Below are 12,106 nucleotides of genomic sequence, written 5' to 3'. Positions count from 1 at the left end.
GCACATGGCCGGTAACACCCTGCAGGTTTGCTGATGGGGCTGTGATCGGCATCCTCGCTCGACTGACAGAAATCCGCCTATCGCTGCGGGGGTGTCCATGGTCAGTTTGAGCTTTCGAGATCAGACCAGGTTTGGGAGTAGCGTCATGAACATGACTCGTCGGAATCTCTTGTCTGGCAGTTTGGGAAGCGCGATCTCGGCACTTGCACTCTCGGTCGGCCGAGCGGATTACGACGGTCCTTTGTTGAGCGCGGTCGAAGGTGGCGAAGATTTCTGGCTTGCCACTGATGCCTACGTCTTCGGCTATCCACTCGTGACAATGGAGGTAACGCGACGGGTCATGACCAATGTGGCCTCCGTCGAGGGCACGCGCGGGCCTATGGGGCAATTCATCAAGCTGCGGACCTATCCCGACGCAAGCTTCAGGGATGTGACGGCTCCGAACGCGGATACGCTCTACACCAGTGCGTGGATCGACGTGGGAGACGAGCCCTGGGTCGTCGGGATTCCCGACATGAAGGACCGCTATTTTCTGTTTCCAATGCTTGATGGCTGGACAAACGTATTCCAGGTCCCGGGCAAGCGCACGACGGGTACCAGGGCGCAGACTTATGCGATCACAGGCCCGGGGTGGAAAGGCAAGCTGCCTGCCGGCGTGAAGGAATACAAGTCGCCCACGAGCATCGTATGGATTCTGGGTCGCATCTACTGTACCGGCACACCTGAGGACTACGCGGCGGTGCACGCCGCCCAGGATGAGTGCAAGCTCTTCCCCCTGAGCGCCTACGGGAAACCCTACACGCCTCCAGCTGGCAAAGTCGATTCGGCGATCGACATGACCACCGCGGTGCGCGAGCAGGTCAATCGTATGGACGCCGTGGCCTATTTCAGCCTTCTGGCTCAACTGATGAAGCGGAATCCGCCGGCGGCCGCCGACGCTCCTGAGCTGGCCAAATTCGCGAAGATCGGTCTCGTTCCGGGCAAGGATTTTGACGCCAGCAAACTCGACGCCGATTTTGCGAAGCGCATCCCGCAAGTCGGTTTCGACCGCATCATGATCCAGTTCAAGGTCAACAAGGCCATCAGGAACACGAACGGCTGGGCATTCGACACGGAGACCGGCGTCTACGGCACCGACTACCTCAATCGCGCCCTGGTCACAGCCATCGGGCTCGGTGCCAACCGGATCCAGGATGCCTGCTATCCGACGTCGCAGAAGGACATCGATGGCAAAGATTACGTCGGCAGCAACAAGTATGTGATGCGCTTCCCGAAGGGGCAGCTTCCTCCTGTCGGCGGCTTCTGGTCGCTGACGATGTACGACGAGAAGTATTTCTTCGTCGCCAATCCGATCAACCGCTATTCGATCAGTGCTCGTCAGAATCTCAAGTCGAATCCGGACGGAACGATCGACCTCTATATCCAGAAGGACTCGCCCGGAGCGGACAAGGAATCGAACTGGCTCCCCGCACCCGCCGGCAAGTTCGTGCTGATGCTGCGGATGTATTGGCCGAACGAGAAGGCGCCTTCGATCATCAACGGCAGCTGGTCTCCGCCGGCCGTCAGGAGGGTTGCGAGCAGCTGATCGCAAGGGGCCAGCAGGGCGGAGCCACGCCGGCAGCAGCTCCAGCTTAAGGTCTGGCAGAACCTGAGGAGCTCAGGATGAAGGTTGCGCTTTTGTCGGCGGCACTTCTCGCAGGCCAACCGGTCACGCCTGTTTCTGACCGCGTCCCCCATTTGAATGTGGAGGTGCTGTGCAAGGCGACGGTGGCTGATGACAAGGCAAATGGAGTCGTTCTGGGTCAGAGCCTCCAGGAATGCATGAGCGATGAAACAGACGCGCAGCAACAGCTGAGCGCCCTTTGGACCGCAAATGCCGGTCCTGTCCGGGATCGCTGCGAAGCCGAGGCAACTTCAGTCCCCTACGCTCAAAGCTACGTTGATCTTCTGTCTTGTATTCAGGCTGCTGAATCGGCGAACCCGCGGCCCTCGGCGCCTCTCAAGGGCGCAAGCAAGAACCGAAATGCGAAATAGCTCTGTCAGAAACCTGAAGCGAAGGAGGGCGTCATGCGACACGGAACTCATTTCTGGTTGGCCGGTGCCATTATCGTCTGCGCAGCCATGGGCGCGGTGCAGTGGTCGGAAGACGGTGGCCTTTCATTCTCGATCCAGAGCGCAGAGGCCCGCGTCGGGCGACCGGCGACTCCAGCGAGTGTCGCCGGCGTCGCGCGTCGAACGACGCGCCGTGCCGTCGTCGGTGGAGCAGCGGTGGGCGCAGCGGCCGCGGGAGCCGCTGTCGCGGCGCCAGCTTGTGCCCGCGTGCTGGTCAATGGCGTCTGGGTCTGCCGCTAGGGCATGATCCGGAAAAGTGTGCAGCGGTCTTCCGAAAGATCAGGCTCAAACAACCAGCCGAGCTGTCCTTGAGAGTTGATCGCCGCGACCGCGCGCGCCGCCCTCTGCGTCGCGCGGCGGTTTGAATGAGGCGATAGCCTCACTCCCCTCCCATCACGGTCCGCGTCAGCGCGCTCCGTGCAAACTTCTTCAGTGGCATCGGCTTGCCGAACAGGTAGCCCTGCACGTGGTCGAAGCCGAGCTCGTTCGCGGCGACGAGGTCGGCGCGGCTCTCGACGCCTTCGGCGATGGTGCCCGCGCCGTAGCCGTGCGCGAGCTCGACAATGTGGCGGCACACCGTGCGCTTGAGGCGATCATTGCCGCTGCCGGTAACGAAGTGCCGGTCGGCCTTCAGCTTGATGAAGGGAATCTTGTCGAGGTCCATCAGCGACGGCCAGTTGGCGCCGAGATTGTCGATCGACAGGCCGATATTGTGCAGGCGCACCTCGCGCGCGACCTCGGCGAGAAGATCGAGGTCGCGGATCGCTTCCTCGCTGTCGATCTCGATCGTCAATCCGCCGAAGGCCGGATGCGTCGGCATGCGACGGCAGAGGTCGCGCGCGGCTTGCGGCTCCTTCAGATATGATGCCGGCAGGTTGATCGAGAGATCGACCGGGCTCTGCTGCTCCAGCAGATAGTGCCAGTCCTGCACGGCGCGCTCGATCACGAATTCCGACAGGTCGCGCAGATGCGGATCGTGGGGCTCGGGAATGAAATAGGCGGGCGGTACGACGCCCCAGGTTGGATGCCGCATCCGCACCAGTGCCTCGGCGCCGCTGCGGATCAGCGTGCGCGCGTCGATCTTGGGCTGGTACCAGAGCTCGAGCCAGCCGGCATGCAGGGCCTCGCCGACATATACGGCCGGGCTCGGCGCCGGCTCCTCCGGCAGCAGCATCGCGATGCGCTCGCGCAGCGTCTCCGCGGCAAAGGGCGTCGTCAGCGGCGGCAGCATCGCAAGGCCATATTCCTCGCCGACCTGCTGCACCGCCTTGACGATGATCGACTCGCGGCGCCCACGGCAAGAACCTTGCCGTCGAAGGCCTCGCGCACCAGCGTCTCCAGGAATTTCCCGGGCTCGATGCCGTCGGCGGCGATGCCGAGCAGGATCAGGTCCGGCAAGTCGGCGGTCAGCACGGCTTGCAGCTCTTCGGCGTTGGCGCATTCGCTGGTGACGAAGCCGAGATCCTCCAGCACCTCGGCGAGGAAAGCGCGCAGATGGCGCTTGCTGTCGGCGACGCATGCGCGCGGCATCATTTTTCGCCGCCCGAAGGTTTTGGGCCTTCGTCCGGCGAGCTCTACAAGTTCATCGTTCATCGCAACCACTCCCGTTCCGCGACCGGTGTTAGCGATGGGAGCAGTTTCAAATATGGAGAGCTTCAGCCGATTGTTGAATTATCTGGGTAACGTTAAAGCGCTCAGCACGTCTAAAATTGTACGGATGTCGCTAGAGAAGTTTTTACGTCTGAGCGTGCGTGACGGTTGCGTGACACCGTCATCGCCGAAGATTCCCGCGCGTCGCGGTCCGTGCGCAGGAAGCATCGGTGTCCTGCAATAGGACGAAGCCGTTTGCGTTTCGCCCAATTGAATAATGGACGCCTCAATTGCTTGTGGCCTTGTCGTGTTGCGCCATCCCGACCGCCTTGTAATCGTAGGTCGGATAGAACTCGGTGCGGTAGGGACCCCACGCGGTGTCCTCGATGACGCGATTGACCTCGCGTAAGCGCGAGGCCGGCAGGCGCAGCGTGATCACCTGGCCGATCCCCATCATCACGTACCAGCTCACGACTTCGACGCCGGGCGGCGGGAAGGATTTGTAGTAGCCTTGCTTCTCGAGCTGTGCGTTCAGCTCGTTCAGCGGGCGGGACTGGTCGTGTTTGAAGAAGACGGTGAGCAGCACAGCGTTGTCCGCGGTCGGCGCCGCATTGCCCTGCGGCGGCGACGTCTGCGCCGTCGTCGCCGATGTGAGCGCCAGCGCGCCCGTGAGCAGCGCCACCATCGTCAATGTCAATCGAGCCGGTCTCATCGCGACCTCCTTCTCAATGCTTCTGCGGAGCATCGGAGGATAGTTGCAGCGGCCGTGAGCGACGAACTCATTTTCGCGCGATGCGCGCATGTTCCGTCTGCGCTCGTGACAGTTCTGCGACAATGCGTCCGGCCGCGACGGCCGAAGTGTGAAATACCTCACATGCGCCTTGCTGCACCTGCGCTATTGCTCCGCACAGCCGGTGGTGGGCTGTCGAGGATTACAGCTATGTCGATGCGGCGAATGGTCTATTGGTGGTTCAGATTCGTGCTGTCAGGGCGATTTATGGATCGCTTCCTGTGCCTGCCGCGTTAGCTGCGCGCCTTATCGTTTGAGCATGATCTCGTCGGAAAACCGCTGCACACTTTTCCGGATCATGCTCTAGGTCTGCCCGATCAATTTGCGAAACGCCGCCGCGCCGTCCTGCACGGCGTCGCGTCCCTTCCAGGCCAGATAGGAGAGCTTGCCGCCGAGCGTGTCGTGGCTGCGTAGCCGTCGTGAGCCGAGGATGTGACCGACATTGGAGGGGAAGCGGCTCACCTCGGCGGACACCAGTGCCGCGATCGCGTCCATCAATTGCTGAAGGCGGACGCCCCATTCGCTGGTCTCGATGCCGTCGATGCGGATCTTGAGCGCATGCTCGGTGTCGTAGATCTCGGCAAGCAGGTCGCGCGCGACCAGCACGCGGTTGTGCCGGAGCGCGACCCGCAGGGCGAGGCGCTTGTCGTCGAGCCTGTCGAGCACCATCGGCACAACGCAAGCATAGGGCGTCGCGGCGACGTCGGCGGCGCTCTTGCTGGCGGCCGCCTTGGTGGCGAGGCGCACCAATTGCCAGGACGTCTTCAGGCGCCGTGCCACCAGCGTCAGTGCGTAGGGCAGCGCTTCGGGATGGGCCTTCTTGAAGGCGTCGAGCTGCGCGGTAATCTGCGCGACCTGGCCATCGTCGAATTTCGCGATCTTCTCGGGCAGCTTCTCGTTGAACTTCGGCAGCGCGTCGCCGGCGCGCAGCACATGCTGCATCTTTCTTACGTCGTCGAAGGCGGCGCGCGAGGCGGTGTACTGCGCGAGCTTGCCGCGCGCGAACTCGGTGCTCTCGGCTGAAGCCAGCGTGTTCTCGAGCACCTTGATGACCTTTGTCTGGAAGATCGAGGCCGTCTTCAGCACTTCCTTCGGGTTGTTGGCGGCGACCTGGTCGTTGATCGCCTTGATGTAGTCGCGCGCCATGGTCGGCAGCAGGTCGCGGCAGATCCACTCCCAGATCGGGGTGAGGGTGTTGCGCGAGATCCGCCCGATATTGGCATGCTCGGGCGCGCCGTCGATCAGCAGCAGCTCGAGCGGCGCGAAGAAATAACGCGACGGGCTGGTGGCGCGCGCCTGGTTGGATCCGTCCTTGCGAAACTCGGCGCGCAGGCGCGCCTGGATCTCGGCCGAGCCCGGCATGTCGATGCCGCAGAGCTCGAGCCGCTCGAGCTCGCTGAGCAGGCAGCTGCGCGACAGCGGCGTCAGCCTCTGCAAGAACTCGGACAGCCGATTGATCTCGTTCATGGCACGCAATTCTTTCGCAGCGTTTCCCGCAAGAACCCTGCAGGCCCGAGGCGGGGAGGCATTTGCGCGCTCTCAATCCTGCCAAGAGAAGCAAGTCATTGTTAATTAATCCGTAAAAACCAGGAGCCGCGCGGTCCGGCCGGGACGCCGTGGTTAAGGCGGTTGCCGCGCGCCGGTTCGGGCTTTGACCGGAAATCTCAACTCTGGCGCGGTGAACAGCGGCGACCCGCAAGCACAAATTGTGCCGATGTCGACATTTCAGCACAAAACGGTCAAAATCACCGTAGTCTTACGGAGCAAAAAGTTAACCACAGACCGGGGTGGGTTCCGGTAAACGGATCACATGGGGTCACAGAATGATACGGCCACTGATTCGCGGCCGTCGGAATGGTATGAGAGCGGCGCTGCTCCAACTGATGAGCTCGATTTCGTCCGCCTGCACGCGGCTCGGGCCAAGGCCGCCGACGAAATGGCCGCCGCCATCGCCCGCGAGCTCAACGGGCCCCTGACTGCGCTGCTGCTCTACATGGGCGAGATCAAGCATCACAGCGATCAGCTCGCGCCTGTCACCAGCGACCGCGCCTATTTGCAGCGGGTGGTGGAGAATGCGCTGGCGCAGACCGAGCGCGTTTGCGGCCTCGTCAAGCAGCTTGCCGGTCCTCACAAGGGCGTCCTGCCGGCCCCTTCCAGCACCGAAGACGCCGAATTGAAGCCCGCCCGCGCCGCGCAGCCGCAGCGCCTGCCCAGCGCCGAGCTTATCGGCCTGTCCGGTCAGAAGCGGCTGACCAAGCGCGAGCGCGAAGTTCTGCGGCTGATCAGCGAGGGCTATTCGAACAAGCAGGGCGCGCTGCGGATGCAGATCAGCCCGCGCACGTTCGAGAGCCATCGCGCCGAGGCGATGCGCAAGCTCGGCGCGCGCAACACCGCGGACCTCGTCCGTGCGGCGCTGCTGCATTCGATCGATTGAGATCCTTGTATTGCCCGGGCCTGAGACAGGCCGGAAACCCCGACCGCGCTCAGAAATAGTCTTCCGCGAAGGGACGCGCGCGCGAGCCGGACCGCAGCGGCTTGGGCTCTTCCTTCGGCGCGTTGGGGATGATCGTGATGGTCCAGCGCGGCGGCATGCTCGATTCCTGCTCCAGCACCGAACGGACGAAACCAGTCACCGTCGCCTCGCCAGACTTCACCGTCGCCATGCGGCCGTTGAACTGCGCGATGCGGAAGCGACGGACCTCTTTCTGGTCCGCGGTCTCATAGGTGAACATGGAAACCCTCCTGGTTTCCGGCGACTATCACCACCTATGATTAGCCATCTCTAAAAATCCCAAACCGTAGAAGTACGGCGGGCTTTGCACGCAGTTTTCTACCTCTGCGTCTCCTGCGCGCGCGCCGCGTCAAAGGCGGCATCCATCCGGTCCAGCAGATCGTGGAATTCGCTCTCCTCAAGCGTCTCCGCCGTTTTCTCCAGTCGCAGCGCCAGCGCCGCGAGCCTGATATAGCCGAACGTCCCGGCCGCGCTCTTCAGCGAATGCGCTTCGCGCGCGATCCTGGCGTGCTGCTGCGCGAGCGCGAGCGTGCGGAACGATTGCAGGCGTGCGCAGGTCTCGCTCCAGAACACGGTGCGCACTTCCTGGGCACCGTCCTCGCCGATCTCCGCCACCAGCGCCTCATACGCTCCTGGCTCGCGCGCGGGCTCGGCATCGACCGCTTTCCGAACAGGCGCGACGGTCACTTCAAACATGGCTTTGCCTGTCCTGATTGCGGTTCATCGATCGCGCGGCGCGTGCGGCGCGAGCCCCGTGTCTACGGCATTCGCATTTCAGTTCCGGTAGCAGGACGGAGCGTGTTTGCGCGCCGGCGTTAGCCTGGGGTTTACCATGCGCGGGCGCCGGTCAGTGCGGGCCGAGCAGCCGGTCGTACTGGGCCTTCACGGTGGCGTAGCATTCGCACGCGGTCTGGCGCAGCCCGTCCAGATTGAGGATCTGGATGTGCCCGCGGCTGTAATGAATGAAATTGGCCTGCTGGAGGGTGTTGGCGACCAGCGACACGCTGTTGCGCCGAGCCCCGATCATGTGCGCCATCGCCTCCTGGGTCAGCAGCAGCCGGTAGTCGCCCGACAAATCGTGGGTGTGCAGCAGGCAGCGCGACAGCCGCGACTCCACCGGATGGGCGACGTTGCAGCCCGCGGTCTGCTGCACCTGGGCGTAGACCGCCAGCCCGTGGCGCGTGAGCAGCGTTCGCAGGCTGTTGCTCTGCTCGGCCGCGCCGCGCAACCGGTCGAGATCCATTACCGAGGCGACGCCGGGAACCAGCACGATGGCGGTGTTCAGCGCGCAGGCATCGCCCATGGTCGAGAGCGTCCCGAGCAGGCTGTCGCGGCCGATCATGGCGACCTGCACATGCTCGCCCTTGGCGAGCTTCACCACCAGCGAGATGACGCCGCGGTGCGGGAAGAAGGCGTGCCTGAGCGTCTCGCCGGTCTCGACCAGCACCGCGTCATGCGGCAGGTCCACGGTGCGCAGATGCGGGCGGATCAATTCGTAATCGTCTGCCGACAGCGCGGACAAGAAACCGTTGGATGGGCGCACCATCGTTTCCAAAGCTGTCTCCCGTCTCCCGCACCAGCAAAGTCGGGGCAAGCGAAATCGCTCCCCGCACAGGTAGTTTCATCATCTGCCCGTCGGGATATATTGGCAATTGGGACAAGACGTCCGGTCGCGCCGATCGCCGCGACGCTGTGTGCATCACGGCATGCAGCCGGCGCCATCGTCACGGCAGGGCGCCGACCAGGCGCATATGCTGGGCTTTCACCGCCGAATAGCAGCCGCAGGAGGTCGTCTCCAGCGCCTGCAGGTCGACGATTTCGATCTGGCCGCGGGTGTAGTGGATGATGCCGGCCTGCTGGAGCGCATGTGCGACCAGCGAAATGGCGTTGCGCCTGACGCCCATCATTTGCGCCAGCGCTTCCTGCGTCAGCGGAAGCATCTCGCTGTTGGAGAGGTCGCGGGCCCGCAACAGCCAGCGCGCCAGCCGCGCCTCGACAGGGTGGAGCGTGTTGCAAAGCAAAGATTGCTGGGCGTGCGCGAGGATGGCCTGCTCATGGCGGACCATGAGGCTGCGAAACGGCGCGCTCGCGGCCGCCACCGCCCGGAATGCCGCGATCTCCAGCATGGAGGCAGTTCCAGGGAATAAGACCACCGCGTGCGCCGGCGCGATGCCGTCGGCCAGCGCCGCGCCGGCGCCGACGACGCTGTCGCGGCCCAGCATCGCGACCTCGATCCTCTGTCCTTCGGACAGACCCACCGTGATGGAGACGGAACCGTCATGCGGGAAGTAGACGTGTTTCAGCGCGACGCCCGCCTCGCCCAAGACAGACTCCCTGACCATTGCCACCGTCGCCAGATGAGGACGCAGCAGATCGAAATCGGCCGCGTCGAGCCTTTCCAGCAATTGATTGGGTGGGCGGCTGCTCGCGGTCATGCAGGTCAATCCGGCACATGCGACGGATGATTGGCGCCGCGCACGTTCGTCATCCAGTTGCACGGCGATAAATTCTATTGCAAAGGTTGTGTATCGTCCATATCGCCGTTAGGGGCAGACAGCCTGCCGCATTCGCGGCGAAACAAGAACGGGCGCTGATTCGCTCAAGGGTCTTGCGCACCGCTTCCTGCAGCCATCGCAGGAAAAAGCGGCAAGGGGCTTTCATGCGCCGGGATTACTGCCCGGCGGCGGCGTTGCCACGGCGCGCGGCTGGGTTAGCGCGGGAATGGGCGCCGCGGCCGCGGGGTAACCGTCCGTTTACCGCAAACGCGAACTTCGCAAATCCAGGCAAGCGGGGAACCGATGGCCGCGAGAGCGCTGCCGCTTGCGGGCCGCGCGATCCGGTGTCGCGCGCCTCACGCGTATCGCCCTTCAGAGGCACGGCTTTCTCGCGCGGCTCAGCCCGCCATTGTCATTGCGTTTACCTCACGCGCTTTGCCGCCGCAGCGCGGCGCCGGTTTTGTCGAAAAACGTTTTCGCATCCGGCCGAACGGCAAACTTCTCTTCAATATCCGTATTAGGACGGAGGCTGAAATTAACGGGACCGTGAAAGGGGATGTCTAACGATCCAGAAGCGGACTTCCGTCGATTGCCAGGCGCGACGGCTCGGGCGTCCAGGTGCAGGTCCAGGTCAGTAAGGCGTAGCTCATGGATGATCTGTTGCGGGAGTTTTTGACGGAGACCAGCGAGAGCCTGGACACTACGGCCTGGTCGCCGACCTCTACCAGGCGGTTCCGGAGCTGACGGCCGAACTCGAGAGATAGGAAGGTTATCGTAGGGAATAGCCATCTCAGAGTCTTTTGGCCACTCCTCGGGAGGATAGGTGCCGCTTACCAGTGTATGAGGCGCGCAACAAATTGGTTGATCGGGCCTTACTGATCGCAAAAGTGGTCCTCGATGTGCCCTGAGTTCGACGGTCGGCCGCGCGTAACTTTCATGGAAGCAGCCGAGCTCCTGAACGAGCGAACCGAGCCGTTGGCGGTTCTATTCAGGCGCGGTGACTTCGAGCTGTTCGCGCCGCGCGGGACCGGCACCGAGCCACACGAAAAGGGCGAGATCTATATTGTAGTGCAGGCACCGCCGTGTTCCGCCGCCGTATGGACCCCGTGCCGTTTGGCCCGGGCGACTTCCTATCCGTACGGGCGCGCGTATCCCGCGACGTTTAGCGCGGAATTCAAGACTTCGATCTTCTTTTTCGGCCCTCAGGGCGGCCATTCAACGGCCGCCCTGCGGTTGGAGGCACGCTCGGAAGAGCCAGTCCTCATCCCGGCGTACCCCCGGCCGGCTCCTCGCGGCCAAGCTTTCGCTCACGTAGAAAAATGTAGAGCCCTGCCGCGGTGATGATGGCAGCGCCCGCAAGCGTTGCTACCGACGGCACATCGCCGAAAACGGCAAAACCGAAGATCACGGCCCAGAAGATCTGGGAATACTGATAAGGCACCACAGCGCTCGCCGGCGCGAGCTTCAGCGAGCGGCTCACGCACAAGAGCGCGCAGACTGAGATCATCCCTGCCGCGGCGAATAGAAGCAGGCTTCGCGGCGTCGGAGTTACCCAGCCGATTGGAGCGAGCACCGCGCCCAGGAGGAACGTCCCGACAAACTGCGAGGTGACGATCACGACATCGGGCGTCCCTCGCAACCGCCGTGTGATCAGCATCAAGCCGGCAAAAGAAAGGCTTCCGCAGAGAGCGATCAGTCCCGACCAGCTGAAGCTCTGTGCTGACGGCGCGAGTGCAATCAGGACGCCGGCAAAGCCAACTAGAATAGCACTCCAGCGCCGCCAACCGACCTGCTCTCGCAGCACGATCGCTGACAAGGCGGTGACGAAAATCGGACACGCGAGATAATAGGTCACGACGTCGGCTAGCGGAAGATACACAGTTGCGAGAAAGAACGAGGCGACTTCGGTCGTTGAAAGTGCAACACGAAGAAATTGAAGGCCCGGCCGCTCGAGCTTTGTGAAGTTCTCCTTATTGCGCCAGATCATGGGAGCGAGCACGAGGAGTGCGGCGCATGCTCGCAACCACAGCAACTGACCAACCGAATAGGTTGAGACGATCAGTTTTCCGATCGCATCGCCACAGGAGAACACGAATACTGCCAGGAGCATCAGGCCGATGCCAGCCAAACGCCCGGATTGTTCGTCGCTATGGGGCGAGAGTCTCGTAACCACAAGCATGATGCGCCCGTTCTTCCATTTTCTGTTTGATCGCGCTTCGTCCGCCTACAGCCCGACGCCGCTCCGGCGATCGTTCGTTGGTTCGGTGCCTGGCCGGCCCGCGGTCAGGTAAGCTGATCCAGGCTTAATGCAGCGGGAGACGCGCGATGGCATCTCGCAAGGCTCCGAATAGCTGGCGTATCGAATCGGATCCGACTAATCTGGCAGCCCGGCTCGCAGGGACGCTGCGTCCTCTCCGGCGGTTGCGAAGCTTTACTGCGATCCACGACCTCGGCTTAAATGGACAGAGTGGCGCACCGGAAGTTGGCGGGTCAGGTTCATACTGGCATATGAACCCGCGTACCCCTAGCTAATGCGAGAGATGAGGGCGATCGAAGTGACGGCGAAGGCGTTGAAGGCGATCTCCGATCGCCACATGTGCTTGGTCA

General features: G+C 62.9%; 11 protein-coding genes and 1 pseudogene. 4 read left to right on the top strand and 8 right to left on the bottom strand.

The window, feature by feature from the left end; all coding sequences use genetic code 11:
* Nucleotides 1-145: 145 nt before the first annotated feature.
* The 3 genes from FOM02_RS31610 to FOM02_RS31600 all read left to right on the top strand — a co-directional run bounded on the left by FOM02_RS31610 (nucleotide 146) and on the right by FOM02_RS31600 (nucleotide 2,352).
* Nucleotides 146-1,585, top strand: a complete 1,440-nt coding sequence (locus FOM02_RS31610) for a DUF1254 domain-containing protein (RefSeq protein WP_027561916.1) — start codon at nucleotides 146-148, stop codon at nucleotides 1,583-1,585.
* 77 nt (nucleotides 1,586-1,662) lie between these two features.
* A complete protein-coding gene (locus FOM02_RS31605; protein ID WP_084334622.1) occupies nucleotides 1,663-2,034 on the top strand; it encodes a hypothetical protein in 372 nt (123 codons plus the stop codon).
* Nucleotides 2,035-2,067: 33 nt separating this feature from the next.
* Complete coding sequence (locus FOM02_RS31600) at nucleotides 2,068-2,352, top strand: hypothetical protein (RefSeq protein ID WP_035730514.1); 285 nt, start codon at nucleotides 2,068-2,070, stop codon at nucleotides 2,350-2,352.
* Between the two features lie 139 nt (nucleotides 2,353-2,491).
* On the opposite strand, the pseudogene FOM02_RS31595 reads toward FOM02_RS31600, so the two are convergent.
* From FOM02_RS31595 to FOM02_RS31585, 3 genes and pseudogenes are all read right to left on the bottom strand, one after another.
* A pseudogene (locus FOM02_RS31595) lies at nucleotides 2,492-3,705 on the bottom strand (EAL domain-containing protein).
* Between the two features lie 283 nt (nucleotides 3,706-3,988).
* The gene (locus FOM02_RS31590; protein WP_027561918.1) at nucleotides 3,989-4,414 is read right to left on the bottom strand and encodes a hypothetical protein; all 426 of its coding nucleotides are present in this window, start codon (nucleotides 4,412-4,414) and stop codon (nucleotides 3,989-3,991) included.
* A 381-nt stretch (nucleotides 4,415-4,795) separates the two neighbouring features.
* On the bottom strand, nucleotides 4,796-5,959 hold the full coding sequence (locus tag FOM02_RS31585; RefSeq protein ID WP_027561919.1) for a hypothetical protein: 1,164 nt from the start codon (nucleotides 5,957-5,959) through the stop codon (nucleotides 4,796-4,798).
* 343 nt (nucleotides 5,960-6,302) lie between these two features.
* On the opposite strand from FOM02_RS31585, the gene FOM02_RS31580 reads away from it, so the two are divergent.
* Complete coding sequence (locus tag FOM02_RS31580; protein WP_027561920.1) at nucleotides 6,303-6,926, top strand: helix-turn-helix domain-containing protein; 624 nt, start codon at nucleotides 6,303-6,305, stop codon at nucleotides 6,924-6,926.
* A gap of 49 nt (nucleotides 6,927-6,975) precedes the next feature.
* Here FOM02_RS31580 and FOM02_RS31575 read toward each other — a convergent pair whose 3' ends face one another.
* The 5 genes from FOM02_RS31575 to FOM02_RS31555 all read right to left on the bottom strand — a co-directional run bounded on the left by FOM02_RS31575 (nucleotide 6,976) and on the right by FOM02_RS31555 (nucleotide 11,678).
* Nucleotides 6,976-7,224 carry a hypothetical protein gene (locus FOM02_RS31575; RefSeq protein ID WP_027561921.1) on the bottom strand — a complete coding sequence of 83 codons (249 nt, stop codon included), beginning with the start codon at nucleotides 7,222-7,224 and terminating at the stop codon, nucleotides 6,976-6,978.
* A gap of 98 nt (nucleotides 7,225-7,322) precedes the next feature.
* Nucleotides 7,323-7,700, bottom strand: a complete 378-nt coding sequence (locus FOM02_RS31570) for an Hpt domain-containing protein (RefSeq protein WP_027561922.1) — start codon at nucleotides 7,698-7,700, stop codon at nucleotides 7,323-7,325.
* A 151-nt stretch (nucleotides 7,701-7,851) separates the two neighbouring features.
* The gene (locus FOM02_RS31565; protein ID WP_181411738.1) at nucleotides 7,852-8,550 is read right to left on the bottom strand and encodes a Crp/Fnr family transcriptional regulator; all 699 of its coding nucleotides are present in this window, start codon (nucleotides 8,548-8,550) and stop codon (nucleotides 7,852-7,854) included.
* Nucleotides 8,551-8,728: 178 nt separating this feature from the next.
* Nucleotides 8,729-9,439 (bottom strand): Crp/Fnr family transcriptional regulator, encoded by a 711-nt coding sequence (locus FOM02_RS31560; RefSeq protein WP_027561924.1) that lies wholly within the window; start codon nucleotides 9,437-9,439, stop codon nucleotides 8,729-8,731.
* Between the two features lie 1,321 nt (nucleotides 9,440-10,760).
* Entirely contained in the window at nucleotides 10,761-11,678 is a 918-nt protein-coding gene (locus FOM02_RS31555) for a DMT family transporter (RefSeq protein ID WP_265440552.1), read from the bottom strand.
* Nucleotides 11,679-12,106: the final 428 nt, after the last annotated feature.

This window comes from Bradyrhizobium sp. SEMIA, assembly GCF_014844175.1.
GTDB lineage: Bacteria > Pseudomonadota > Alphaproteobacteria > Rhizobiales > Xanthobacteraceae > Bradyrhizobium > Bradyrhizobium arachidis.
The sequence above is the reverse complement of the archived record's forward strand: the minus strand, read 5'-3'. Positions and strand labels throughout refer to the sequence as shown.

What these genes read in the sequence shown, in the direction of transcription:
- FOM02_RS31600 (WP_035730514.1), top strand. Translation starts at nt 2,068, where the DNA reads ATGCGACACGGAACTCATTTCTGGTTGGCCGGTGCCATTATCGTCTGC.
- FOM02_RS31555 (WP_265440552.1), bottom strand. Translation starts at nt 11,678, where the DNA reads ATGCTTGTGGTTACGAGACTCTCGCCCCATAGCGACGAACAATCCGGG.
- FOM02_RS31570 (WP_027561922.1), bottom strand. Translation starts at nt 7,700, where the DNA reads ATGTTTGAAGTGACCGTCGCGCCTGTTCGGAAAGCGGTCGATGCCGAG.
- FOM02_RS31590 (WP_027561918.1), bottom strand. Translation starts at nt 4,414, where the DNA reads ATGAGACCGGCTCGATTGACATTGACGATGGTGGCGCTGCTCACGGGC.
- FOM02_RS31610 (WP_027561916.1), top strand. Translation starts at nt 146, where the DNA reads ATGAACATGACTCGTCGGAATCTCTTGTCTGGCAGTTTGGGAAGCGCG.
- FOM02_RS31605 (WP_084334622.1), top strand. Translation starts at nt 1,663, where the DNA reads ATGAAGGTTGCGCTTTTGTCGGCGGCACTTCTCGCAGGCCAACCGGTC.
- FOM02_RS31565 (WP_181411738.1), bottom strand. Translation starts at nt 8,550, where the DNA reads ATGGTGCGCCCATCCAACGGTTTCTTGTCCGCGCTGTCGGCAGACGAT.
- FOM02_RS31575 (WP_027561921.1), bottom strand. Translation starts at nt 7,224, where the DNA reads ATGTTCACCTATGAGACCGCGGACCAGAAAGAGGTCCGTCGCTTCCGC.
- FOM02_RS31585 (WP_027561919.1), bottom strand. Translation starts at nt 5,959, where the DNA reads ATGAACGAGATCAATCGGCTGTCCGAGTTCTTGCAGAGGCTGACGCCG.
- FOM02_RS31580 (WP_027561920.1), top strand. Translation starts at nt 6,303, where the DNA reads ATGGGGTCACAGAATGATACGGCCACTGATTCGCGGCCGTCGGAATGG.
- FOM02_RS31560 (WP_027561924.1), bottom strand. Translation starts at nt 9,439, where the DNA reads ATGACCGCGAGCAGCCGCCCACCCAATCAATTGCTGGAAAGGCTCGAC.